The 24,935-nt window shown below is 62.3% G+C and carries 25 protein-coding genes; 13 read left to right on the top strand and 12 right to left on the bottom strand.

All coding sequences use genetic code 11. From position 1 onward, the window contains the following. Positions 1-6 precede the first annotated feature (6 nt). Positions 7-870: an ABC transporter permease gene (locus G365_RS0109890; protein ID WP_019645364.1), complete on the bottom strand. Its 864-nt coding sequence runs from the start codon at positions 868-870 to the stop codon at positions 7-9. Beyond that, entirely contained in the window at positions 867-1,850 is a 984-nt protein-coding gene (locus G365_RS0109885) for an ABC transporter ATP-binding protein (RefSeq protein ID WP_019645363.1), read from the bottom strand. Before G365_RS0109885 ends, G365_RS0109890 begins: the two co-directional genes overlap by 4 nt. Positions 1,851-2,099: 249 nt before the next feature. On the opposite strand from G365_RS0109885, the gene G365_RS0109880 reads away from it, so the two are divergent. The 3 genes from G365_RS0109880 (at position 2,100) to G365_RS0109870 (ending at position 4,239) form a co-directional block, all read left to right on the top strand. Further along, positions 2,100-2,927: an IclR family transcriptional regulator gene (locus tag G365_RS0109880; RefSeq protein ID WP_019645362.1), complete on the top strand. Its 828-nt coding sequence runs from the start codon at positions 2,100-2,102 to the stop codon at positions 2,925-2,927. Positions 2,928-3,157: 230 nt separating this feature from the next. Continuing rightward, positions 3,158-3,703, top strand: a complete 546-nt coding sequence (locus G365_RS0109875; protein ID WP_019645361.1) for a chromate transporter — start codon at positions 3,158-3,160, stop codon at positions 3,701-3,703. Beyond that, positions 3,703-4,239, top strand: coding sequence for a chromate transporter (locus tag G365_RS0109870; protein WP_019645360.1), 537 nt, complete (start codon positions 3,703-3,705; stop codon positions 4,237-4,239). Before G365_RS0109875 ends, G365_RS0109870 begins: the two co-directional genes overlap by 1 nt. Before the next feature lie 6 nt (positions 4,240-4,245). Here the strand turns inward: G365_RS0109870 and uvrB are convergent, their stop codons facing one another. Continuing rightward, positions 4,246-6,378: an excinuclease ABC subunit UvrB gene (uvrB, locus tag G365_RS21025; protein ID WP_081628507.1), complete on the bottom strand. Its 2,133-nt coding sequence runs from the start codon at positions 6,376-6,378 to the stop codon at positions 4,246-4,248. A 175-nt stretch (positions 6,379-6,553) separates the two neighbouring features. Next, positions 6,554-7,636, bottom strand: coding sequence for a recombinase RecA (recA, locus tag G365_RS0109860; RefSeq protein ID WP_026345239.1), 1,083 nt, complete (start codon positions 7,634-7,636; stop codon positions 6,554-6,556). Positions 7,637-7,872: 236 nt separating this feature from the next. Between recA and G365_RS0109855 the strand changes: the two genes are divergently transcribed. Next, positions 7,873-8,760, top strand: coding sequence for a DMT family transporter (locus tag G365_RS0109855; RefSeq protein ID WP_019645358.1), 888 nt, complete (start codon positions 7,873-7,875; stop codon positions 8,758-8,760). A gap of 6 nt (positions 8,761-8,766) precedes the next feature. On the opposite strand, the gene G365_RS21020 is transcribed toward G365_RS0109855, so the two are convergent. The 7 genes from G365_RS21020 to G365_RS0109820 form a co-directional block, all read right to left on the bottom strand. Then, a complete protein-coding gene (locus G365_RS21020) occupies positions 8,767-11,247 on the bottom strand; it encodes a PAS domain-containing protein (RefSeq protein WP_019645357.1) in 2,481 nt (826 codons plus the stop codon). A gap of 55 nt (positions 11,248-11,302) precedes the next feature. Continuing rightward, positions 11,303-12,424, bottom strand: a complete 1,122-nt coding sequence (flhB, locus tag G365_RS0109845) for a flagellar biosynthesis protein FlhB (protein ID WP_019645356.1) — start codon at positions 12,422-12,424, stop codon at positions 11,303-11,305. A gap of 5 nt (positions 12,425-12,429) precedes the next feature. Further along, positions 12,430-13,191: a flagellar biosynthetic protein FliR gene (gene fliR / locus G365_RS0109840; RefSeq protein WP_019645355.1), complete on the bottom strand. Its 762-nt coding sequence runs from the start codon at positions 13,189-13,191 to the stop codon at positions 12,430-12,432. Positions 13,192-13,202: 11 nt separating this feature from the next. Further along, positions 13,203-13,469 (bottom strand): flagellar biosynthesis protein FliQ, encoded by a 267-nt coding sequence (gene fliQ, locus G365_RS0109835; RefSeq protein ID WP_026345237.1) that lies wholly within the window; start codon positions 13,467-13,469, stop codon positions 13,203-13,205. A gap of 213 nt (positions 13,470-13,682) precedes the next feature. Further along, entirely contained in the window at positions 13,683-14,015 is a 333-nt protein-coding gene (locus G365_RS0109830; RefSeq protein ID WP_019645353.1) for a flagellar hook-basal body complex protein FliE, read from the bottom strand. A gap of 51 nt (positions 14,016-14,066) precedes the next feature. After that, complete coding sequence (flgC, locus tag G365_RS0109825; protein WP_019645352.1) at positions 14,067-14,477, bottom strand: flagellar basal body rod protein FlgC; 411 nt, start codon at positions 14,475-14,477, stop codon at positions 14,067-14,069. Between the two features lie 53 nt (positions 14,478-14,530). Then, a complete protein-coding gene (locus G365_RS0109820; RefSeq protein WP_019645351.1) occupies positions 14,531-14,941 on the bottom strand; it encodes a flagellar basal body rod protein FlgB in 411 nt (136 codons plus the stop codon). 212 nt (positions 14,942-15,153) lie between these two features. Here G365_RS0109820 and G365_RS21015 point away from each other — a divergent pair, with 212 nt between their 5' ends. The 4 genes from G365_RS21015 to fliP all read left to right on the top strand — a co-directional run bounded on the left by G365_RS21015 (position 15,154) and on the right by fliP (position 17,601). Beyond that, positions 15,154-15,591 carry an EscU/YscU/HrcU family type III secretion system export apparatus switch protein gene (locus G365_RS21015; RefSeq protein WP_019645350.1) on the top strand — a complete coding sequence of 146 codons (438 nt, stop codon included), beginning with the start codon at positions 15,154-15,156 and terminating at the stop codon, positions 15,589-15,591. 177 nt (positions 15,592-15,768) lie between these two features. Continuing rightward, on the top strand, positions 15,769-16,338 hold the full coding sequence (locus G365_RS0109810) for a hypothetical protein (RefSeq protein ID WP_019645349.1): 570 nt from the start codon (positions 15,769-15,771) through the stop codon (positions 16,336-16,338). A 133-nt stretch (positions 16,339-16,471) separates the two neighbouring features. After that, positions 16,472-16,840, top strand: a complete 369-nt coding sequence (locus G365_RS21010) for a flagellar biosynthetic protein FliO (RefSeq protein ID WP_019645348.1) — start codon at positions 16,472-16,474, stop codon at positions 16,838-16,840. Continuing rightward, on the top strand, positions 16,840-17,601 hold the full coding sequence (fliP, locus tag G365_RS0109800) for a flagellar type III secretion system pore protein FliP (protein WP_019645347.1): 762 nt from the start codon (positions 16,840-16,842) through the stop codon (positions 17,599-17,601). The genes G365_RS21010 and fliP overlap by 1 nt, the downstream gene beginning before the upstream one ends. Here the strand turns inward: fliP and G365_RS0109795 are convergent. After that, the gene (locus G365_RS0109795) at positions 17,591-18,073 is read right to left on the bottom strand and encodes a DUF4442 domain-containing protein (protein WP_019645346.1); all 483 of its coding nucleotides are present in this window, start codon (positions 18,071-18,073) and stop codon (positions 17,591-17,593) included. The genes fliP and G365_RS0109795 overlap by 11 nt on opposite strands. A gap of 146 nt (positions 18,074-18,219) precedes the next feature. Between G365_RS0109795 and G365_RS0109790 the strand changes: the two genes are divergently transcribed. From G365_RS0109790 to G365_RS0109770, 5 genes are all read left to right on the top strand, one after another. Then, positions 18,220-19,107, top strand: a complete 888-nt coding sequence (locus G365_RS0109790; RefSeq protein WP_019645345.1) for an S-methyl-5'-thioadenosine phosphorylase — start codon at positions 18,220-18,222, stop codon at positions 19,105-19,107. A 5-nt stretch (positions 19,108-19,112) separates the two neighbouring features. Next, entirely contained in the window at positions 19,113-20,213 is a 1,101-nt protein-coding gene (gene mtnA, locus G365_RS0109785) for an S-methyl-5-thioribose-1-phosphate isomerase (protein WP_019645344.1), read from the top strand. Beyond that, complete coding sequence (locus tag G365_RS0109780; RefSeq protein ID WP_019645343.1) at positions 20,213-20,863, top strand: class II aldolase/adducin family protein; 651 nt, start codon at positions 20,213-20,215, stop codon at positions 20,861-20,863. The genes mtnA and G365_RS0109780 overlap by 1 nt, the downstream gene beginning before the upstream one ends. Positions 20,864-21,789: 926 nt before the next feature. Next, positions 21,790-22,878, top strand: coding sequence for a methyl-accepting chemotaxis protein (locus tag G365_RS24330; protein ID WP_245554732.1), 1,089 nt, complete (start codon positions 21,790-21,792; stop codon positions 22,876-22,878). Between the two features lie 275 nt (positions 22,879-23,153). Next, positions 23,154-24,839, top strand: coding sequence for a methyl-accepting chemotaxis protein (locus G365_RS0109770; RefSeq protein ID WP_026345235.1), 1,686 nt, complete (start codon positions 23,154-23,156; stop codon positions 24,837-24,839). Positions 24,840-24,935: the final 96 nt, after the last annotated feature.

The following is a 24,935-nucleotide window of genomic DNA, read 5'->3' as shown; positions in this document are numbered from 1 at the left end:
GGCGGCTTATCCCAGTCGGCGGCGATACTGGCGTTCCACCACGCGGTGGCAGGTCAGCATCACGATCAGGTTGGCGATCAGCAGAATGACAGCGATGGCAGCGCCCATCGGCCAGTTCAGCTCGTGCAGGTACTGGTCATAGACGGTGGTGGCCACCATCTTCAGGCGGCGTCCGCCCAGCAGACCGGGGATGGCGAAGGAACTGGCGGCCAGACCGAACACGATCAGCCCGCCGGACAGGATGCCCGGCATGATCTGCGGCAGCACCACCCGCACGATGGCGGTCAGGCGCGATGCCCCGAATGACAGGGCGGCCTGTTCCACCTGCGGGTCCAGCTTCTGCAGGGCGGTCCATACCGGGATCACCATAAACGGCAGCATGACGTGAACCAGCGCGGTGATCACCGCCCCTTCGGTGTAAAGCATACGGGTCTTGCCGATCCCGAGGGCCTGAAACAGCATGTTCACCGGGCCTTCGATCCCCAGCAGCATCGACCAGCCGAAGGTGCGGACCACCACTGACACCAGCAGCGGGGTCAGAACGATCATCAGGAACACCGACCGCCACGGCGCGGCCATGCGCGACAGGATGTAGGCCTCGGGGACGCCGATCAGCACGCACAGAAAGGTGGTGATCAGGCCGATGCGCAGGGTGCGCAGAAAGATCTCAAGATAATAGCCATCGCTGACGATGGCGGCGTAGTGGCTGAAGGTGAACCCGCCGGTGGCGCCCCGGGCGGCGTCGTATTCATTGAACGACAGCAGCAGGGTCAGCGACAGCGGTGTCAGCAGCACAACGGTAAACAGCAGCAGCGACGGCAGGGTCAGCCAGACCGCTGACCGTGCCCGGGGGGTGGAGGTGTCGCTCATCGGCTGCCCTCCGGCAGGGTGCGCAGGGTGGCGTCATCCCAGTCCAGCGCCACGACGGTGCCGGGGGCATGGGCCGGGCTGCCGTCGTTGACCTGCACCACAACCATCGGGCCGAGCGGGCTTTCCAGATGATAGAGCCACTGGCTGCCGAGGAAGAAGCGGTCAACGACGGTGGCATCGCTGCGGCCCTGTCCGGCGGGCTTCAGGGTCAGTTTTTCCGGGCGGATGTGGCGCTGCGGCCCGTTGGCCGTGGCCGGGGGCAGCAGGTTGGTCTTTCCGACGAAGCGGGAGATGAATTCCGAGGCCGGATGCTCATACACCTCATACGGGGTATCGATCTGGGTGATCCGGCCGCTCTGCATCACCACAACCCGGTCTGACACCGAGAAGGCTTCCGCCTGATCATGGGTGACCATGATGGTGGTGGTGCCGACCTGCTGCTGGATGGTCCGCAGTTCGAACTGCATCGCTTCGCGCAGCTTGGCATCAAGGTTAGACAGCGGCTCGTCCAGCAGCAGCAGCGGTGGCCGGATGACGATGGCGCGGGCCAGAGCCACGCGCTGACGCTGGCCGCCGGACAGCTCCCGCGGGTAGCGCCCGGCATGGGCATCCAGATGCACCAGTGCCAGTGCCTGTTCGACCCGGCGGGCCCGCTCGGCGCGGTCAACCTTCTGCATTTCCAGCCCGAACGCGACGTTGTCGGCCACGGTCATGTGCGGGAACAGCGCATAGCTCTGAAAAACGATGCCAAGGCCACGGGTGTTGGCCGGGGCGTGGGTGATGTCGCGGCCCTGCAGGCGGATCCGCCCGGCGGTGGCATCAACAAACCCGGCAATCATCTGCAGGGTGGTGGTCTTGCCGCAGCCCGACGGCCCCAGCAGCGAAATGAACTCACCCTGTTCAACGCTGAGGGACACGTCATCAACGGCTTTCACCGGACCGTAGTGTTTGCTCAGGGCGTCCAGTTCAAGAAAGGGCACAGCTGGGTCTCCCGTTTTTCATTCCGCTATGCGGAAAGAAATTGCCTGTCTGTCCAAGGGGGAGGCCGGGGCGGAAAGGGGGATCCGCACCCGGCCCTGAGGCCGTTGGGGCCTGTTAGAACCAGAGTTTTCCGAACCGGCGGCAGCGTCAATGTCAGTTTTCATATGGTTGAAAAAAATTTCAAAAAATTCCAACATGCGGAATATTGAGAAATGGTATGGCCTATTCCTTTGCCGGAGAAGAAAACGATGTCTGACCCCGCCGATCTGCAGCGCGCCCCCACGGGCGACGCGGGCAACAAGACCAGTCTGCAGCGGGGGATCGCGATTCTGCGGGCGATTGCGGCCCATGGTGGCAGTGGTGTCCGTCTGACCGATCTGGCCCGTGATCTGGAGATGACCCCGCCGACCGTGCACCGTCTGCTGAAGGCCCTGGTGGCGGAAGGGATGATTGATCACGATACGCAGGGCAAACGGTACCGGCTGGGGCTCGACCTGTTTGTGCTGGCCGCGCAGGCGGGATCCTGCGGCACCCTGCGCGATCTGGCCCGCCCGATTTTGCTGCGGCTGTCGGCCACCCTGCGCGAAACGGTGTTTCTGCTGGTCCGGAACGGATTTGATGCGATCTGTCTGGACCGGGCGGAGGGGCCGTTTCCGATCCGCTCGTTTACCGGGGATATCGGTGGGCGGGTGATGCTGGGGATCGGGCAGGGCAGCCTGACCATTCTGGCCCACCTGCCGGAAGATGAGCAGCAGGAGGTGATCCGCTTCAATCTGCCGCGTATGCAGGGGATGGGGTTTCTGGATGAGGTCTATCTGCGTACCGCCATCGCCAAAGTAAAGGCGCAGGGTTATGCCAGCCAGCATTCCGGGTTGCTGCCGGGGATGTCAGGGGTGGCGGTGCCGGTGTTTGACCGGCAGGGCCGGGCGGTGGCGGCACTGTCGATCGGCACCCCGACGGACCGACTGACCGATGAACGCCTGACGGTGGTGGTGGACATCCTGCGGCGTGAGGCGGCGGGGATCAGCCGTCAGCTTAACCCGTTCGATCCGGCGCTGTCGCGTCCGGGGGTCTGAGAACCGGGGGGAGCTGCGGGCAGGACAGGCGTGCAAAAATAAGAGGGCTCCGGGGGTTCCGGTCCGATGACGGATTGGTTACACAGAGTATCTCCCCTGACCTCCCCATTCCGGCCCCCCTGCCGGGAGAGTGCGCCGTGCCCCTTGATCAGACTCCTCCCCCGCCTCCTGACTCTGATGGGGGCGAGCCCTCCACACGGTTGGGCCTCCCCGACGGTGTCCCGCTAACGATGTCTCCGCCGATTTCTCCGGGGCGACTGTTCCTGCTGTTCTCCTCGCTGGCGATGATCGGCTTCGGGGGTGTCCTGCCGTGGGTACACCGCAGTCTGGTCGATCGCCGCCGCATCCTGACGCAGGCCGAATTTGCGGAGATCTTCGCCTTTTCTCAGCTTCTGCCCGGCCCGACCATCTGTAATCTGGCGATTATCGTCGGGTATCGCCGTTGTGGTCTGGCCGGGGGGCTGGCGGCGCTGTCGGGGATGGTGGTGCCCCCGGCGATCGGTGTGCTGGGGATTGCCGTGCTGTATGACCGCTACGGCGGGACCGGACTGGTCAGCGATGTGCTGCGGGGGATGTCGGTGGTGGCGGTGGCCTTGATCTGTTCGATGGCGATTAAAATGGCCCGGGCGATGCCGCGGACCCTGCGGGCGGGAGTGTTCGCGCTGGCGATGTTTGCCGCGATTGCCCTGCTGAAATGGCCGCTGGTCGCGGTGATGCTCGGTCTGGGGACGTTCGCGGTGGTGGTGCAGAAAAATCCGGACGGAGGGGCGCGGTGATGGACAGCCCGTGGTCAATCGGCGGGCAGATCCTGCTGCACTTTACCCTGTTGTCACTGATGGCGATCGGCGGCGGAGTGGTGGCCCTGTCGCCGGAGATGATGCGGTTTATGACCGAGACCCACCAGTGGGTCAGTCATCAGGTGTTTGTTGAAGCCTTTACGCTGGCACAGGTGGCCCCGGGGCCGAACTTTCTGTTTGCCACCATTGTCGGCTATCGTGCCGCCGGGGTGATCGGGGCGGCGGCGGCGACCGTGGCGCTGGTCGGTCCGCCATCGTTGCTGGCGGTGCTGGCGCTGCGCTATGGCAACCGGCTGGTCGACCAGAGTTTCGGCACCCGCGTGCGGCTGGCCGTTCTGCCGCTGTCGATCGGGATGATGGCGGCAACCTCATGGTCGCTGACCCTGATGGCCGTGCAGACGGTCACGCAGATCGGGCTGTTTGCCGCCGCCGTGGCCGTTCTGGTCTGGACCCGCCTGAACCCGCTGTGGTTGATCGCCGTCGGCGGCGTGCTGGGGGCGCTGAAGATCGTCTGAGGTCCTTTATCCCCGTTTCCGCCCCCCGCCGCGCCGGGCCTGTTTGGCGGCGCGGGCGGTGCCGGAGGCGGTCGAGGCGCTCGGGCGCGGCTTATAGGTGACGTCCGGCATTTCCAGCTCGGCGGCTTCCAGACGGCGGATTTCGTCGCGCAGCCGGGCTGCTTCCTCGAACTCCAGATCAGCAGCGGCTTTGCGCATTTTTTTATCGAGATCCTCGATCACGCTGCGCAGGTTGTGGCCGACCAGTTCAGTGGCTCCGCTGACGCCGGTATCGACGGTCATGTAATCGTGTTCCGCCACATCGCCCAGCACGTCGGCAATCCGCGACCGCACGCTTTCGGGCGTGATGCCGTTGGCGATGTTGTAGGCCTGCTGCTTTTCGCGGCGGCGGGCGGTTTCCTCCATCGCCTTTTTCAGGCTGTCGGTCATCTTGTCGGCGTACAGGATCACCCGGCCTTCGACATTCCGGGCGGCGCGGCCGATGGTCTGGATCAGCGAACGTTCTGAACGCAGGAACCCTTCTTTGTCGGCGTCCAGAATGGCAACCAGAGAACACTCGGGGATATCAAGGCCTTCACGCAGCAGGTTGATGCCAACCAGCACGTCGAAGGCCCCCAGACGCAGGTCGCGGATGATCTCGATCCGCTCCAGTGTTTCAATGTCGGAATGCATGTAGCGCACCCGCACCCCGTGTTCATTCAGGTATTCGGTCAGGTCCTCGGCCATCCGCTTGGTCAGCACCGTGACCAGTGCCCGCTGCCCTTTGGCGGCGACCTGCTTGACCTCGCCCAGCAGGTCATCGACCTGATGTTCGACCGGGCGGATGATACAGGTGGGATCAATCAGGCCGGTCGGGCGGATCACCTGTTCGGCAAAGACGCCGCCGGTGCGCTGCATTTCCCAGTCGCCGGGGGTGGCGGAGACGAAGACGGTGGTGGGACGCATGGTGTCCCATTCCTCGAACTTCAGGGGCCGGTTATCGACGCACGAAGGTAGCCGGAACCCGTAATCAGCCAGCGTCATCTTGCGGTTGAAGTCGCCACGGAACATGCCGCCGACCTGCGGCACGGTCACATGGCTTTCATCGACGATCAGGATGGCGTCTTCAGGCAGGTATTCAAACAGGGTCGGCGGCGGCTCGCCGGGGCTGCGGCCGGTCAGCCAGCGGGAATAGTTTTCGATCCCCTTACAGAAGCCGGTCGATTCCAGCATTTCCAGATCAAACAGGGTGCGTTCCCGCAGGCGCTGCTCTTCCAGCAGTTTGCCCTGTTCAATCAGTTCGGCCAGCCGGACCTTCAGTTCATCCTTGATGCCTTTGATCGCCTGTGACAGTGCCGGGCGGGGGGTGACGTGGTGGCTGTTGGGATAAAAGGTCAGTTCGGTGAAGGACAGCATCTTCTCCCCGGTCAGGGGGTCAAATTCCGTCAGGGAGTCGATTTCGTCACCGAACAGATCAATCCGCCAGGCCCGGTCTTCCTGGTGGGCGGGGAAAACTTCGATCACATCGCCGCGCACCCGGAAGGCCCCGCGCTGAAAGGCTGCCTCGTTCCGGCGGTATTGCAGATCAACCAGCTGCCGCAGGAAGGTGTCGCGGTCCAGCCGCTCCCCCTGCTTTACGGTCAGGCGCATGGCGGAATAGCTTTCCACCGAGCCAAGCCCGTACAGACAGGAGACGGAGGCAACGATGATCACATCCCGACGTTCCAGAATGGCGCGGGTGGCGGCATGGCGCATCCGGTCAATCTGTTCGTTGATGCTGGCGTCTTTCTCGATATAGGTGTCGGTCTTGGGGACGTAGGCTTCCGGCTGGTAATAGTCGTAGTAGGAGACGAAGTATTCGACCGCATTCTCGGGGAAGAATGACTTCATTTCCGCATACAGCTGCGCGGCAAGGGTTTTGTTTGGGGCCATCACCAGGGCCGGGCGGCCCAGTGTTTCAATCACTTTGGCAGCAGTGAAGGTTTTGCCCGATCCGGTGACGCCGAGAAGGACCTGATCGCGCTCGCCGCTCTGGATGCCCTCCACCAGTGTGGCGATGGCGGTGGGCTGATCCCCGGCGGGGGTATAGTCAGAGGCCAGTTTAAAGTCCGCCCGCGGACCGGCGGGGGGCTTCTGGTACATCGGGAGCAGGACCGACATGGCGGTATCCTCTGACTGAAGGGGACTATCCCTAACCTAGAGCGTTTTCGACAGAAGGGGAGGCCCCTTTTGCTGCCGGAACCACGCCGGTCTGTCTGTTGCAGGCCCCGGAACGGCGACGGGGCCTTCAGGGCATTCCTGAAGGCCCCGCGTGACCTTATCCGGGATGGGACGCTTATGCCTCGTCGGTGTCGGCGTCTTCCATTTCCGCCGGGCTGGCGGTCATGGCTTCCTTGATCAGGCCGGCGTTCGCGCGGATGGTGTTCTCAATCTCGGCGGCCATGGTCGGATTTTCCCGCAGGAAGTTCTTGGCGTTTTCACGGCCCTGACCGATGCGGGTCGAGTTGTAGGAGAACCACGAGCCCGACTTTTCGACGATCCCTGCTTTGACGCCGAGGTCGATCAGTTCGCCCATCTTAGAGACGCCTTCGCCATACATGATGTCAAAGTCGACCACCTTGAACGGCGGGGCCACCTTGTTTTTCACGACCTTGACGCGGGTCTGGTTGCCGACCACTTCGTCACGGTCCTTGATCTGGCCGACGCGGCGGATGTCCATACGCACCGAGGCGTAGAACTTCAGCGCGTTCCCGCCGGTGGTGGTCTCCGGGTTGCCGAACATCACGCCGATCTTCATGCGGATCTGGTTGATGAAGATGATCAGGGTGTTGGAGCGGGCGGTGGAGGCGGTCAGCTTGCGCAGCGCCTGACTCATCAGGCGGGCCTGCAGGCCGACGTGGCTGTCGCCCATCTCGCCTTCCAGTTCGGCACGCGGCACCAGCGCGGCGACGGAGTCGATGATCAGCACATCAACCGCGCCGGAGCGCACCAGCGTATCGGCGATTTCCAGCGCCTGTTCCCCGGCGTCGGGCTGAGAGATCAGCAGGTCGTCGAGGTTGACGCCCAGCTTGCGGGCATAGGACGGGTCGAGGGCATGTTCGGCATCGACGAAGGCGCAGGTCCCGCCTTTGCGCTGGGCTTCAGCAATCACATGCAGGGCCAGCGTCGTCTTACCGGAGCTTTCCGGCCCGTAGATTTCGACGATACGGCCACGGGGCAGGCCACCGATGCCGAGGGCAAGGTCCAGACCGAGGGAGCCGGTGCTGACGGCCTCGATATCCACCGCCTGTTCGCGCTGGCCGAGCCGCATGATGGAGCCTTTGCCGAAGGCGCGTTCAATCTGGCCGAGGGCAGCGTCCAGAGCTTTCTGCTTGTCCATGGTGTCCTTGTCAACGAGTCGTAAGGCGGTCTGAGTCATTCGATGCCCCCGTTATTCCATAGCTGGTGCAGACCTGCAACCGGCACAACAGTACATGATTTGTTCTCTGGCGCAAGGGGATTGGAACATAGGGGGAACAAATCCTGTATCCAATTGTGCCGATCGGTGATTGTCAGCCGGGGTGCCCTGTGGTCCAATCCCGCCCGCTCCGGGACCGGGCCGTGTACGCCGGGCCGGTCATGGCGACTCCCCCTCTCTCTGCGTACATCCGGTGAATGATGAAACCCAAGGATCTGGCGTCTTATGTCTTTCTGGCCTTTGCATGGGGCCTGTCCTTTCTGGTGCTGCTGCGGGTGCTGAACACCTTCGGGCTGGCGGGGACCATTTCGTACCGCTCGTTGATTGCGGCCCTGACCCTGTTGCTGCTGGCGGCAGTCACCCGGCGGCGTCTGCGGTTCGGGGGGCGCTGGCTGCCGTTTGTGGTGGTCGGGGCAACCACCGTGGCCGGGCAGCTGATCGGGCTGTCCTATGCCACCCCGCTGATCGGTACGGCGATGACGGCGATTCTGGTGGCTTCAATTCCGCTGCTGTCGATGGTGATGGGCCGGATCGCCGGGATTGAGCGGATTTCTCCCAATGGGGTGATCGGGTTGGTTTTGGGGGTGACCGGCATTGTCATGCTGGTCGGTTTCCCCTCGCAGCCGGTCGATGCCAGTTTCCTGACCGGCTGCGTGGCGGCGATGTTCGGCTGTGTCTGTGCGGCGGGGGGCAGTCTGTATGCCAGCCGCCACCTGAAAGGGGTCGGCAGCTGGGAATCGACGATCGGCGCATTCCTGTCCGGCGGGCTGATGACGCTGCCGCTGGGGCTGGTCTCACCGCTGCCGGAGGTGATCACCGCCCCGGATATTGCCTATCTTCTGGTGCTTGGCTGCGTGATGAGCGCAACGACCTACGTGCTGTACTTCCGGCTTGTCTCAACCATCGGCCCGACCCGGGCCATCAGCGTGGAGTTTGCCGTGACGGTGGTGGCGGTGCTGGTCGGTGCGCTGTATCTGGACGAGACCCTGTCATGGGTGCAGGTGGCCGGGGCAGCGGTGATTGTGTCGGGCTGTGCGCTGGTGCTGGGGCTGGTGCGGATTCCCTCCCGGCTGCTGCGGTGGTAAGGGCGGTCAGCCTTCACCTCCGCTGCTTCCGCCGCTTCCGCCACTTCCGTTCTGGGCCAGCAGGGCTTTGACCCTTGCGGCAAGCTGGGTCAGGCTGAATGGCTTGGGCAGGAAGTGAAAATCGGTCGAGTCGGCGATTTCTCCCCGTGCGGCCTCTTCCGAGTATCCTGAAATCAGGATCACCTGAAGGCCCGGTCGGTCGGCCCGTACGGTGCGGGCCAGTGTTGCCCCGTCAATTCCCGGCATCACCATGTCGGTGATCAGCAGATCAATCGCCGGATTTTCTGCCAGCAGGTCAAGGGCCTGTTCCCCGGTGCGGGCCTCGGTCACCGTATAGCCTTTGTTCCGCAGGGCGCGGGCGGCGAAGACCCGGACCGGATCCTCATCCTCCACCAGCAGGATGGTGCCGCCCCCGGTCAGGTCGGCACTGTCCGACGGTGGCGGCACCAGCGCGGCGGTCAGCACCGGATCATCGGTTGCCCGTACCACCGGCTCCGACGCGTCGGCCATGTCATCCAGACGCGGCAGATAAATGGTGAAGGTGGTACCGTCGTTCAGGCGGGAATCGACAAAAATGAAACCGCCGGTCTGGCGGATGATGCCGTAAACGGTGGACAGGCCAAGGCCGGTGCCAGCCCCGATGCTGCCGGTTTTGGTCGAGAAAAACGGCTCAAAGATCCGGCCCAGATTTTCACGCGGGATGCCGACACCGGTATCGGTGACGGTGATGACGGCATAGGGGCCGGGAGGGATCACTTCCGCTCCGCGTTCCAGCGGGGTTTCCAGCTGTTCCTGCCGGGTGGAGATGGTCAGGCAGCCGCCGCCGCTCATGGCATCGCGGGCGTTGACCGCCAGATTGATGATCACCTGATCGAACTGACCGGGGTCGACCCGCACGTTGCCGACGTCACGGCCGTGACGCAGATCCAGCCGCACGCTTTCGCCCAGCAGGCGGCGCAGGAGGTGGCTGAGTTCCGACAGGGCATCGGTGACGGTCAGGCGGCGGGGTTTCAGGGGCTGCTTGCGGGAAAAGGCCAGAAGCTGACGGACAAGATTGGCCGCACGATTGGCATTCTGCTTAACCTGCATGATGTCGGCGAAGGAAGGATCCCCGGCGCCGTGCCGCTGTAGCAGCAGGTCGCAGTAGCCGATCATCGCGGTCAGCAGATTGTTGAAGTCGTGGGCAACCCCACCGGCCAGCTGGCCCATCGCCTGCATTTTCTGGGCCTGTGCAAACTGGGCCTCAAGATTGCGCTGGGCGGTGGTGTCAATCAGATAGGCGACCACGGCATCGCCTTCCAGCAGATGGAACCGCAGCATGGCGGCATTATCCGGGTTGGCGGCAAAGCGCACCTCCCGCTGGGCCGGGGGGCCCTGTTCCATCAGGGTTTTGTCAAACAGCTCCTGTCCGTCGGCGCGGTCTTCCTCGGTCAGCAGATCGGTCAGGGTGCCGTCGATCAGGTCGGCGCGGCTGTGGCCGCACAGGGCCTCGAAGGCAGTATTGCAGTCGGTGATCACGCCGTCGGGGTCCAGCACGCACAGCCCGACCGGGGCGTTGTCGAACAGGCTGCGGTAGCGGTGATCTTCCGCCGGGGCACTTTGCGCCGGGCTCAGGGCCTCACGCACGACCACGCTGCGGGTCAGGGTTTCGCCCCCGTCGTCATAGGTGGTCTGGAACACCAGTGCCGGAAACGGGCGGCCGTGACTGTCAACAAAGCTCAGTTCGCCCCGCCACGCCCCTTCGATATCAGGGACCTCGCCGTCATTGAGCAGGGCAGACAGCGGCTGTCCGGTCAGGTCTTTGGGGGTATAGCCCAGCCATTCAGAAAAGCGCTGGTTGACGCTGCGCAGGCGGCCCCCGGAATCGGCGGAGTAGACCCCGACCGGCAGCAGGTACAGGAACTCTGCCAGATCGTCGCGTTCCTGCCGCAGGATGTCATCAATGATGCGGCGGGCGGAAATATCGGTGGCAGTCCAGAGACGGCCGGCAGCACCGTCCCCGCCATCGGTCGGCCGGGTCTCGACCAGCAGCCATTCGGCACCGCTTTCCCCCTGTACCGGCAGTTCGACCTTTTCGGTGGTGCCGGAATGAACGGCGGCCAGCAGGCGGGCCAGCGCATCGGCGGCGGTTTCCGGCACCGGGCCGGTCTCGTCGCTGTCATCCAGATCCGCCGTCAGCGGGGCCGTGGTCTGGGTCAGATGTTCGAGATAGGTCAGGGGCGATGCGTTGGGCCAGCGTTGCAGGGCCGCAGCATTGGCGGCAAGAACGCTGCCATCGCTGCCGGTGATGGCCCGGGCGGTGTCATCCTGTGCGGTCAGTGCCAGCGCCAGCGTCGCCTTGCGCTGCAGCGTCCGGGTCCGCAGCCGGGCATACAGGTATCCGCCGCCTGCCGCCAGCGCCACGCCACTGCCAAACGCGGCTGTCAGGGCCTCCGGCAGGGTCAGAATGATCCCGTTCAGGGCGACAAAGCCATCAGCGAAGAGCATGGGCAGGGGTTCCTCAGGGGCAGTGATGGCAGGCGGAGGGGGCTGTCAGGCGCGGTCAGGGAGCCGGGGGGGCGGGCGGTGTTTCTTCCCACCGGCGGGGTTTGGGGATCCTCCCGCCGGATTTTTTCATCCGCATCACAAAGCCGATGACCTCGGCCACCGCCTTGTAATGATCCGGGGGAATTTCTCGGTCCAGCTCCACCGTTGCATAGAGGGCCCGGGCCAGCGGCGGGTTTTCAACAATCGGGATGTCGTGCTGTTCCGCCACTTCCCTGATTTTGCGGGCCAGACTGTCCACCCCCTTGGCCACCAGCTTGGGGGCCGCCATGTCATCCATGTCATATTGCAGGGCGATGGCGTAGTGGGTCGGGTTGGTGACGATCACACTGGCTTTCGGCACGTTTTGCATCATGCGCTGGCGGGATTTCTGAATGCGCAGGCTGCGGATCTTGGCTTTGATCTCCGGGTTGCCTTCGCTGTCCTTGTGTTCGTCCTTCACTTCCTGCTTGGTCATTTTCAGCTGGCTGCGGTGCCGGTGCCGCTGCCACCACCAGTCCGCCGCCGCCACCGCACCAAAGCTGAGCAGGGTGCCGAACAGCACCAGCAGCACCAGATCGTACAGATCTTTCAGCGTGGAGCGGAAATCCAGTTCGGAATACACCTCAGGATGCTGAAGCTTGGGGACGACCAGAAAACTCAGCACCACGCCGACGACGATGATCTTCACCAGCCCTTTGACCATTTCGATCAGCTGGTTTTTTGAGAAAATCCGCTTAAACCCGCTGAGGGGGCTGATATTGCTGAGTTTGGGTTCCAGCTTTTTCGGGGTAAAGGCCAGACCGGCCTGAATGATGCCGCTGGTCAGTGCGAAAATGTACAGCAGGGCCGCCAGAGGCAGCAGGATCAGGCCGACATCGACCATCAGCTTGACCAGAACACCGCGGAACCCGTCCACATCCAGCCGCACGGCATGGACATTGCCAAGGAACCCGCCGAGCAGGGTGGTCATCCGCCCCATGATCCACGGGGTCAGCATCATCACCGATGCCAGAATCCCGGTGATCATCATCAGGCTTTTGACTTCCTGTGACATCGGGATCTGACCGTCTTCGCGCGCTTTTTCTAGTTTTCGCTCAGACGGTTCTTCTGTCTTGGAGTCCTGGTCCTCGTCCGCCATCTGCGCTACCCGAAAATGAAGGCGGTCAGGGTGCCCTCGAAGTATCTCAGGAATATCAGAATCAGGCCGGGCAGCGCCACCCACAACATTGCCAGACCGAGCAGGATCTGCAGGGGCAGGGCGACAAAGAACACGTTCATCTGCGGTGACAGGCGGGCCATCAGGCCCAGCGCCACCTGAAACAGGATTCCGGCGACGATGAAGGGGGCCGACATCTGCAGGCCGATGGCAAAACTGCGGGCAAAGATATCAAGAAAACTGACCAGATGGTCTTCCACCAGCGGGGTCGATCCAACCGGAAACAGCGCGTAACTGGCAACAACGCCCTGAATCATCAGGTGGTGCAGGTCCATCACGAACAGGCTGACCAAAATGATGTTGGACAGGGCGCCGACCACCATCGCCCCCTGCTGTTCCGTGATCGGGTCAAACACCATCGCATTCATCAGGCCGGTCATCTGGCCGATCGAGGTGCCGGCCAGATGCATTGCCCCCATCACGGCCTGCGTCACCAGCCCGAAGAAGGCCCCGTAGAAGGTTTCCAGCACGATCAGCAGCACCAGCACCGACATCTGCGACGGGGCCGCAGGCAGCTGTGGCGACACGATCGGGGTGATGATCAGGGTGATCGCCACCGCCAGCAGCAGGCGGGACTTCATGTTGATGTAATGGGCCGAAAAGCCCGGCAGCAGCATGAAAGCCGCGCTGAGGCGGACGAACACCAGCAGCACGTGGAAGATATTGAGATTGAGGATTTCTGAGAGCATCGCCGGGCCGCCTATGGCAGGCCGATGATGGTGTCCATGATCTGCCGGGTGAAGTCGGTCAGATGGCGCAGCATGAACGGCAGCAGCAGAATGATGGAGGCAAAGGTGATCAGCATCTTTGGCACGAACACCAGCGTTGCTTCCTGAATTGAGGTCAGGGCCTGAAACAGCGATACCACGACCCCGATCACCAGCCCGATGATCAGGATCGGGGCCGAGATGATGATCATCACCATAATGCTGTCGCGGGCGACATCCAGGATCTGTGCTTCTTCCATCGGGGCCATATCTCGGATCGGGGGACGGCTGGCTGCCGGTGCCCTGTTGTGGTCCGCCAGACCCGAAGGGTCAACAGGCTTTTAAGAATCCCCGAAGGGTCAACAGGCTTTTAAGAATCCCCGAAGGGTCAACAGGCTTTTAGGGTCCAGCCTGCCGTTCAGGGCCCCGGCGGGTCAGCCGGGGTGTCCGGTCATGGTAGGAATGCAGGATCCTCAGATCGGCATCTTCAGGATTTCCTGATAGGCATTCAGGACCTTGTCGCGGATGGCGACCACGGTGTTCAGGGTGTTTTCGGCATTGTTGACCGCCAGCACCACATCCCGCATGTCGGCATCACCGGCGATGCCCTTCAGGCTGATTTCTTCGGCATTGCGCTGAACCGCAACCGCTTCTTTCAGCGAGTCCTTGATCAGGTCGCTGAAGCCGGTGCCGCCCGATTGGGTGGTGCCTGCCAGTTTCGGCGAGGAAGACGACTGCATCGACTCCGTCGCAGAGGCGGCGGCACTGCGGTAGGCATTGATGGCACTGCTAACATTAATCGCCATGGCGGGGAACTCCGTTAGGCATCAGGGGAAGGCGCGGACCGCAACAGGGGATCAGCGCAGCATTTCGATGGTTTTGCTCATCAGGTCGCGGGATGTGCTGATGACCTGAAGGTTGGCTTCGTAAGACCGCTGGGCCTCGCGCATGTCCATCATTTCGATCAGCGGGTTGACGTTGGGCGTCGTCACATAGCCCGCCTCATCGGCGCCGGGATGGCCCGGCATGAATTTGCGGCCGAAGTCGGTCATGTCGCGGGTGGTGCGGTCGGCCCGCACGGTTTTGGCGTCCAGCTCCCGGCTCAGCTGATTGCGGAAGACCACCAGCTTGCGGCGGTAGGGTTCGCCGCCCGGGGTTTTGGCAATGGAGTCGGCGTTGGCCATGTTTTCAGAGATGACACGGACACGCTTGGCCTGTGCCTTCAGGCCGCTGGAGGCAATGCTTGTCGCCTTGGAAAGATCATCCATCTGTCAGCGTTCCCATCTCGTCATCTCTCTGCCGGTCCTGTGGCTGTCAGCGGTCAGCCGCGGCTGCCAAGGGCCAGTTTGATCATGGCCATGTTCTTGCGGATCAGGCTCAGCGCCAGATCATACTGAGACCGGCCCCGGGCCATTTTTTCCACCTGTTCTTCCAGCACCACCGGGTTCTGGTCGATGGAGGTTTCCCACGTCTTGCGGGTGGTATCCTCGCGGAACGGCCCGGCATAGGGCAGGGTGGTGGTCTGGTGGCCGGACTGCGTGACCGTGGGGCGGACCGGGCGCTCGATGGCATCAGTGGCCATCCGGCTGAAATTCAGCTCCCGCAGGTCTTTGGCGCGGTAATTCGGGGTGTCGGCGTTGGCAATATTCTCCGACAGCACCTTCTGGCGCTGTGCGATCCAGTCCATTTTGGTCTTCGCCATCTGAAACAGGGTCAGATTGCTGGTGTCCATCGGGGTGGGTCCTGTCGGTTGAAGGGCCTGCCGTGCCACTGCAGATAAAATCCGCTTTGGCACAAGCCTATCATGGGGGTGTAGGGCTTAAAAATCAGTAAAACCCGGCAGGGCGGCTGCCTTAAACATTCTTAAATCCACTGTCAGGCAAAGTTGAGAGGAAATAATTGCCGGGTAGCATCGTCTGAGCAGGCAGGGCGGAGGGCGGAAGGATGAAACAGCCGGGGAAACCACCGGCAGAAAAAGCCAGCGCTGATCCTCCGGGCGGGGGTGGTCCCGGCAGGCCTGCCGGTGGCCGGGCCGTTGCGGTGGCGATCCATCACGACCGGCAGGACGGCGGAGCCCCCAAAGTGGTGGCCTCAGGCCGTGGGTTTGTGGCGGAGCAGATTCTGGAACTGGCGTTTGCCCACGGGATCAAGGTCCGGCAGGATGCCGATCTGGCGCAGATTCTGGCGGTGCTGGATCTGGACAGCGATATTCCGGCGGAAGCCTTTGCCGCCGTTGCCGAAATTCTGGTCTACGTCTACCGCGCCAATGCCACTGCCCCGGCGGTTGATCCCGGCGGGCCCCTGACTCCGCCGCTTGCCGGTCAGAATGTGCCACCATCCGGTCACAGTCCGCCGTTACCGTTGCTGCCGGGGAAGACATGACTCATCCCGAAGAAGGCGACCGCGGGAAAGTCCGCCTGACCGGGGCTGTCCGGCACGTTACTTGCTAAGTCCGGTGATAGATTTGAAAAACACTGCGGGACCCGAAAACGGGACAACCGGTTCCGCAGGCAGGGGGTGGCAGCGCCGCAGGGTGCGGCACCACGGAGACTGTGTAAGATGAACGACATCCTGAGTGGGGGCCGCCCACGCCCGCTGGCAGGACGGCGCGCCCCGGTGGAAGACAGCAGCGTCAGCCTGTCTGATCTGCTGGGCCCTGATCCCGACGTGCCGGTGCCGCCGCCGACGACGGTCGCGCAGGTCCGGCAGGCCATGCGCGAGGTGGCAACGGTGATCGTACAGGCCCGCCGGGCCCTGAATGAAGACCGGATGCCCAGCCTGCACGATCTGGATCAGGTGGTGCGGCGTGCCTGTCGCATTGCGCAGGATCTGCCGGTGGAGTACCGGCATGAAGCCGCCAATGATCTGGAAACCGTGCTGTATGATCTGGATGTGCTGACGGTGGATCTGACCACCCGCTTCGGCGGGCTTGCCCTGCGGCCGGAAGCGGCGCTGGCCTGCGCCCCGTCAGGGGAGGATGCCGCCGATGACGGACTGCTGGAAACATTTTCAGCCCCCGATCCGCTGCTGCTGTCACCGGTGACGGAGGATGAGGCCCCGCCGCGCAGTACCGACCCATACCGCCGCCCGCCGCCGCGCCGCCCGCCGGTGACCAGCGACGAGGTATAGGTCCCGCCGGTGCCTCAGCGGTTGCGGGGGCGGCGGCAACGTGGCAAGTATGCGGGGCTGCTGCCCGGCATTGTCCGGCGGCAGCCGGTTTCAGGGGTCTCCGGTCTCGGGGGACAGCGGTTTCAGGGGTGCCATGGAAGTCGATACCTATCTGCGCCTGTTTCTGTCATTGGCGTTGGTGCTGGGGCTGATTTTTGGCACGGCGGCCCTGCTGCGCAAGGTCGGGGGGCGTCTGATGACGGCCCGTGGCCCGCGTGGGGTCGCCCCGCGCCTGTCGGTGCAGGAGGTGATGCAGATTGATCCCCGCCGCAAGCTGCTGCTGATCCGGCAGGATGATCAGGAACATCTGCTGCTGCTGGGCGGCACGCAGGATCTGGTGATCAGTTCCGGTCGTCCGGTTGCCCGCTTTACCCTGCCCCCGGAAGAGGACAGCCCGCCGCCGGTGCGGATGGCTGATGCCCCGCCGCCGTCCACCCCGTCCGCCACCGGAGCGACTGTCTGATGATCCGCACCCTCAGCCGCCGCCTGCTGCCCGCCGTCAGCCTTGGCAGTCTGCTTCTGCTGACCGCGTCAGCGGCCTCTGCCCAGCAGTTTTCGCTGGATCTCGGGCCGGGCAACAGCGGATCGACCACCTCGACCATCATTCAGCTGATCGTGCTGATGACGGTGCTGACGCTGGCGCCGTCCTTTATTCTGATGGTGACCAGCTTCACCCGGCTGCTGATCGTGTTTTCCGTGCTGCGCAACGCGCTGGGCACCGGCACGACCCCGCCGAATCAGGTGGTGGTCAGTCTGGCACTGTTCATGACCATCTTCATCATGCAGCCGACGATGGAGGCCTCGTGGAAACAGGGGGTCGAGCCGCTGATCAACGAGCAGATTGATGAGATGGAAGCGTTTGAACGGGGGATGATGCCGTTCCGCATGTTCATGCTGGAACATACCCGCCCGAAGGATCTGCAGCTGTTTATGGATATGGCCAAGCTTCCGGCGGTTGATACCCCGGAGGAAACTCCGCTGCGGGCCCTGATCCCGGCTTTTATGATTTCTGAACTGCTGCGGGCGTTTGAGATCGGTTTTCTGATCTACCTGCCGTTCATCATCATCGACATGACCATCGCCAGCGTGCTGATGAGCATGGGGATGATGATGCTGCCGCCAATGATGCTGGCCCTGCCGTTCAAGCTGATTTTCTTTGTGCTGGTTGACGGCTGGCACCTGCTGGTCGGGTCGCTGGTGCAGAGTTACGGCATTATCCAGTAGCGGCACTCAGAGTTTCGGTCGCCAGCGGGATCCGCCGCCGGATGTAGACGGTGTTGCGGACCTTCGCCACCACCGTTCCGGCGGCGTCGGTGATGTCGATATCAAAGGGATGGACCAGTTTATCTTCCCGTGACAGGTGTTCCCGTGCTGTGGCCAGAAGGGACTCCGTCAGGTCAAAGCGGGCGCGGACCACCCCGCGCCCGGGGCTGAGGTAGTCGATGCTGGCGTCTTTGGTCCAGACCATAAACTCCTTTTCCCCCAGCACTTTCAACAGCATCAGCCCGTACCACGGGTCGGTCATCGAAAACAGGCTGCCCCCATAGTGGGCGCCGTTGATGTTGCGGTTGAACCAGCGCAGGGTCAGGCTGACATCCACCCGCCGGAAGTCATCGCTGATGTGATCAGCCCTGATCCCGGCGCACAGCAGGGGCGGCCACAGGTTGATCAGGCGGCGGAAAGTAGCGGCATTCATTCTCTGCGTCCGTATTCGTTATGATGGTGACGTATGCGTCAGAGAGTGCCAGAGGCGACGGGCGGCGGCAATCCTCTCCTTGATCCGTCCGGTGTCCTCCCGTATTGATCGGGCAGAGTTATCGACCATCCGGCGGAGAGGACATCATGGCGGACGGGCACGCGACCCCGGTTCTGGGGATTATCGGCGGCAGCGGCATTTATGGCATCGACGGCCTGACCAAGACCGAATGGCGGACCGTGGAGAGCCCGTTCGGTGAGCCGTCGGACCAACTGTTGTTCGGCGAGCTGGACGGACAGAAGCTGGTGTTTCTGCCCCGGCATGGCCGTGGCCACCGTATCCCGCCGAGCGAGCTGAACTACCGCGCCAACATTGACGCCCTGAAGCGGGCCGGTGTCACCGAGATTCTGTCGGTGTCGGCTGTCGGATCGCTGAAGGAAGAACTGCCGCCGGGTACCTTTGTGATTGTCGATCAGTTCATCGACCGCACCTTTGCCCGCACCAAAAGCTTTTTCACCACCGGCTGCGTTGCCCATGTGGCGTTGGGGCACCCGGTCTGCTCCCGCCTTGGCGATGCCTGTGAGGCGGCCCTGAAGGAGCTGAGCATCCCCTATCAGCGCGGCGGCACCTATCTGGTGATGGAAGGGCCGCAGTTTTCCACGCAGGCGGAAAGCAAGCTGTACCGCTCGTGGGGCTGTGATGTGATCGGCATGACCAACATGCCGGAGGCCAAATTGGCCCGCGAGGCCGAGATGTGCTACGCCACCGTGGCCATGGTCACCGATTACGACTGCTGGCACCCGGATCATGACCATGTCACCGTCGATGCGGTGATCAAGGTGCTGCTGGAAAATGCCGACAAGGGCCGGGCGCTGGTCAAGGCGGTGGCCCCGAAGGTGCGGGACCGCGCCGCCCCCTGCGGGGATGGCTGCCATACCGCGCTGGAACACGCGATCATCACCGCGCCCGAGGCCCGGGATCCGGCGGTGCTGGCCCGTCTGCGGGCCGTTGCCGGCCGCGTTCTGGGGGGCTGACGGTCATGAAGGTCAACGGGACTCCGACCCGCACCATCTGGCTGGCCGATGATGGTGTGTCTGTGCAGATCATCGACCAGACCAAGCTGCCGCATGCGTTTGAGGTCATCACCCTGTCCAGCTGGCAGCAGGCTGCGACAGCGATCAAGGAAATGTGGGTCCGTGGGGCGCCGCTGATCGGTGCGACGGCAGCATACGGGCTGGCGCTGGCGATGCAGACCGATGCGTCCGATGCCGGGCTGGAATTGGCGGCGGCGGTGCTGCGCGGGACCCGCCCGACAGCCGTTAACCTGATGTGGGCGCTGGACCGCATGCTGGCGGTGCTGCGCCCCCTGCCGCAGGCCCAGCGGCGGGCGGCGGCCTATGCTGAGGCTGCGGCCCTGTGTGATGAAGACGTGGCGATGAACTACGCCATCGGCGGTCATGGGGTGGAGGTGTTTAAGGCCCTGTGGGATCAGCGCCGGGCGGCTGGGGCTGAACGCCTGAACGTGCTGACCCATTGCAATGCCGGATGGCTGGCGACGGTGGACTGGGGCACCGCGCTGGCCCCGATCTATCGCTTCCACGATCTTGGGCTGCCGGTTCATGTCTGGGTTGATGAGACCCGCCCGCGCAATCAGGGGGCCAGCCTGACGGCGTGGGAGCTGAACAGCCATGGCGTTGCCCACACCGTGATCCCCGACAATGTCGGCGGGCATCTGATGCAGCACGGCATGGTCGATGTCTGTATTGTCGGCACCGACCGCACCACCCGGCAGGGTGATGTCTGCAATAAGATCGGCACCTATCTGAAGGCGCTGGCCGCCCATGACAACGGCGTGCCGTTTTACGTGGCTCTGCCCGGCCCGACAATCGACTGGGCGCTGGCTGACGGCGTGACAGAGATCCCGATTGAAGAACGGTCGGCGCTGGAAGTGACGCAGATGACCGGCCGCACCGCGGACGGGCGGATTGAGACCGTGACGGTGACCCCGGCAGGCAGTGCTGCCGGGAACTGGGGCTTTGATGTCACCCCGGCCCGTCTGGTGACCGGCCTGATCACCGAGCGGGGTGTCTGCCCGGCCTCGGAAGCCGGGCTGCGTGGCCTCTATCCGCAGGAGGGGTGATGGAAAGCGAAGTGCATCTGCGGGCGGAAGTGATCAAGACCGCCCGGTCCCTGACCGATCTTGGCCTGAACAAGGGCACCGCCGGGAATGTGTCGGTCCGGTGCGGTGACGGTTTTCTGGTCACCCCATCGGGGATGCCTGCCGCCGCGCTGGCGCCACAGGATATCGTCTGGATGGGGTTTGACGGGCAGGTGGAAGGCACCCGTGCCCCGTCATCAGAGTGGCGCTTTCATCATGATCTGCTGCTCAGCCGGGCGGATCTGGGGGCGGTGATCCATACCCATGCCCCGTTCTGCACCACGCTGGCGGTGATGGGGCGGGGGATCCCGGCCTTTCACTACATGATTGCGGTAGCCGGAGGCACTGATATCCGGTGCGCCCCCTATGCCACGTTTGGCACGCCGGAGCTGTCTGCGGCAGCGGTTGAGGCCATGCATGACCGCAAAGCCTGTCTGCTGGGGCAGCATGGGATGATTGCTGCCGGGGAAACCCTTGCCAAGGCCCTGAAGCTGACGGTGGAAGTGGAGGAGCTGGCGCAGGTCTACTGGCAGGCGTTGCAGATTGGGGAGCCGCCGTGCCTGCCGGGGGACGAGATGGCGCGGGTGCTGGAGAAGTTTAAGACCTATGGCACGGCCCGGCCCGTCGTGTGATTTTATTAAGTATTAAAATTAATAAAGCAGCAGTGCCTTAGGTCTGCTGCTTTATTTTTTTGACCACCAAAAGTCTCACTGTTTGAGTGATTACGGTTTATTCCAGTACGCGGGAAATAGGGTCGGATGATGGTTCGATTATTTCATTTTAATTTTGCAATTTCTAATTGTTGCTCGTATCTCTTTGAGAATAAAGTCGATATAGTTCCTTGTGATTATTGTTTTTGTCGCTTGAAAGCGGCACAGTCCTGTTCACTCAAATGGTGCCATAGCTCACTGCCTGCTGGCAGAGAGGGCGCTTCCTGAGCGAATTTTTGCGGGGTAGGGGCATGTCTTTCGTTAATCTTCGGATTAGTTTCAAAATTTTATCTGTCTTGATGTTGTTTGCCGTCATATCGATGGGTATCGCCCTGTATCTGACGTCACGCATTGCACAGGTGGATCAGAATTATCGTGCTTTGATTGAAGGTAATGATGCGGGGCAGCTGGCAATGGCCCGTGCCAACCGTGCTGTTTCCCAGTTGGGGCAGGTGACATATCGGCTGATCGCGGAGACCGAAGAGGCTGAGATCCGGAAGGTTGATAGCCAGTTCCCGGCGGTGCGTGACAGCTTTAACGGTATGCTTGCGGCTGCTATGCAGGCCATGCCAGACCGACAGGCTGATTTATCAAAGTTACAGGCTGACTTTGATAAGGCTTATAGTATCGGGCGGGAAGTTGCAGCCCCTGCTCTGATAAATAATAATGATACTGCGGTTAAAATTGCCCGGGATAAATTCATCCCTGCGATGGACGCTTTGCAGAGGGACTTTATCGCAAAAACCAATGATGTCTCTGGGGAGACAGAGCAGGAAACAAAGACCTTGAAGGCGTCAGTGTCATCTATGCGCATTGAAAGTCTTGTTTTTAGCAGTTTTGGAATTGTATTGGCTTTGATTCTTGGTTTTGTTGTCGCCAGTCGTTTTATTGCAACACCGCTGCGTGGGCTGAGTGCGGTGATGGGGCAGCTGTCCAGCAATAATCTGGATGTGGCGGTTGGGGGGACGAACCGTCAGGACGAAGTCGGGATCATGGCCCGCAGTGTCGATGTGTTTAAGGCCAATGCCCTGCGGACCCGCGAGATGGAGGCCGAGCAGGAACGGCAGCAGCAGCGGGCGGAGGAAGAAAAACGCCGGATGATGCACCAGATGGCCGATTCCTTTGAACACAAAGTGAAATCGGTGGTGCAGTCGGTCTCGGCGGCGGCAACGCAGATGCAGTCCAACGCCCATTCCATGACCTCGGTCTCCACCGAGGCCAGCCGTCAGGGGGTGGAGGCCTCCAGTGCCGCCGGTCAGGCCACCGCCAATGTGCAGACCGTGGCGGCGGCGTCGGAAGAGCTGTCGTCCTCGATTCTGGAAATTTCCCGTCAGGTGACGCAGGCGACCGATATTACCGGCCGGGCGGTGGAGCAGGCGGAACGGACCGGGGGGGTGGTGCAAAGCCTGTCCGGGGCGGTTCAGAAGATCGGTGATGTGGTCGGGCTGATTTCTGACATCGCCAGCCAGACCAACCTGCTGGCCCTGAATGCCACCATCGAGGCGGCACGGGCCGGGGACGCAGGCAAGGGCTTTGCAGTGGTGGCGAACGAGGTGAAAAGCCTTGCCACCCAGACCGCCCGTGCGACGGGGGAAATCACCAGCCAGATTGGCATGGTGCAGTCCGCGACGCGGGAGGCCGTGCAGGCCCTGGGGGAAATCAGCGGCACGATTGTGCAGATGAATGAGATTTCCACCACCATTGCCAGCGCGATTGAGGAACAGGGGGCGGCAACGCAGGAGATTGCCCGCAATGCCGAGCAGGCCGCGACCGGAACCGAGCAGGTGACCGCCAGCGTCAGCATTATCGCCCAGACGTCGCAGGAGGCGAACGGCATTGCCTCGCAGGTGCTTGATGCATCCTCAGAGCTGGCGCGGCAGGCGGCTTATCTCAGCACGGAGGTGGATACCTTCATCGCGGAGATCCGTGCCGGATAATGCCTGATTTTTATTTTGCGTCCTGATCAGCCCCGCCGAAACAGTCACTGGCGGGGCTGTTTGCATTCTGCATTTCAGTAGCCTGTAATTAATGTGTCAACAAAACTATGTTTTGTTTAAAATCAATAAGTTGAAATAAGAGCAAGCTGATTACTACGTACTATTGAGGCCTTTGGATTTCCCCTGCACAGTTATTTTTGAAAGGGGCGCCCCGCTTATGGAAACCGGCGCCACGGTGCCTCAGCACCGGTTACAACCATGCAGAGGGCAGGATCATGTCGTTCACGAATCTTCGCATCAGCGTAAAAATATTGTCCGTCCTCGTGCTTCTGGGGGTGATTTCCTTCGGTATTGCGGTGTTTCTGACATCGCGTATTTCGCAGGTGGATGAGGATTACGGAGCCCTGATTTCCGGCAATGGGACCGGGCAGGTTGCCATGGCCCGCGCCAACCGGGCGCTGACCCTGCTGGGGCAACTGACGTACCGGCTGATTGCCGAGACCAGTGAGGCGGAAATGAAGGTGGTCAATGATCAGTTTGAGCCCGCCCGGGACCGCTTTAACACCCTGATGCAGGACGCTGCGACCGCGATGCCGCAGCGGGCGGCGGAGCTGAAAGCCCTGCAGGCAGAGTATGACAGGGTCTACCGTGCGGCCCGTGAGGTGGCGGCGCTGGCTCTGCAGAATAAAAATGATGAGGCGACCAATTTGGCCCGTAAGGATTTTGCGCCGTCGATGGATGCTCTGCAGAAAGGCATGGTCGCCAAAGTGGATGAGGTGGTGGCCGAGACCAAGGGGGCTGCCGCTGAGCTGCGGTCTTCGGTGGGAACAATGCGGTTACAGAGTCTGATTGTCAGCGCTGTCGCTGTCCTTAGCGCTTTGCTCATCGGGTTCTTGGGTGTCGGCAAGTTTGTGGTCCGCCCGCTGGCGGGGCTGACCAACATTATGGACCGTCTTGCCAACGATGATTTCTCGGTGGCTGTGCAGGGGCTGGACCGTAAAGATGAAGTGGGCGTCATGGCCCGCAGTGTTGAGGTGCTGAAGCAGAAGGCGATGCGGTCTGTCGAGCTGGAACGCGAGCAGGAAATCCTGAAGGTTAAGGCTGAAGAAGATAAACGTCATCTGATGCATGGTCTGGCTGACGCCTTTGAGAACAAGGTTAAGGGCGTTGTTCAGTCGGTGTCGGCGGCGGCGACGCAGATGCAGTCCAATGCGCACTCGATGACTTCGGTGTCTGACGAGGCGAGCCGTCAAGGGGTGGATGCCTCCAGTGCTGCCGGTCAGGCGACCTCTAACGTGCAGACGGTTGCGGCGGCCTCAGAAGAACTGTCGTCCTCGATTATCGAAATTTCCCGTCAGGTGACGCAGGCAAGCACCATCACCGGGCAGGCGGTGGAACAGGCGGAACGGACCGGGCAGGTGGTGCAGAGCCTGTCGGGGGCAGTGCAGAAAATCGGTGATGTGGTGGGTCTGATCTCTGATATCGCCAGCCAGACCAACCTGCTGGCCCTGAACGCCACCATCGAGGCGGCGCGGGCGGGGGATGCCGGTAAGGGCTTTGCGGTCGTCGCCAATGAGGTGAAGAGCCTTGCCACCCAGACCGCCCGGGCGACGGGAGAAATCACCACCCAGATCAACACCGTGCAGTCTGCTACCCGCGAAGCGGTTCAGGCCCTGGGCGAAATCAGCAGCACCATCGTGCAGATGAACGAGATTTCCACCACCATCGCCAGCGCGGTGGAAGAGCAGGGGGCGGCGACGCAGGAGATTGCCCGCAACGCCGAGCAGGCCGCGACGGGGACCGAGCAGGTGACCAACAGCGTCAACGTGATTGCCCGCACCTCCCGGGAAGCCAACGATATTGCGTCTCAGGTGCTGGATGCCTCGGCAGAGCTGGCGCGCCAGTCGGCCTATCTCAGTAAGGAAGTGGATAATTTTATCGCTGAAATCCGCGCCGGTTAAAAGAAAGAGAGAGCCAGCCCCCCCCCTTTAAAGGGGGCTGGTTATTTTATCTTTTGCTTTAAAAGATCAGATTCGTTAGTGTGCGTATGTTATGAA

Source organism: Novispirillum itersonii subsp. itersonii ATCC 12639 (assembly GCF_000381985.1).
GTDB lineage: Bacteria > Pseudomonadota > Alphaproteobacteria > Rhodospirillales > Rhodospirillaceae > Novispirillum > Novispirillum itersonii.
The sequence above is the reverse complement of the archived record's forward strand: the minus strand, read 5'-3'. Positions and strand labels throughout refer to the sequence as shown.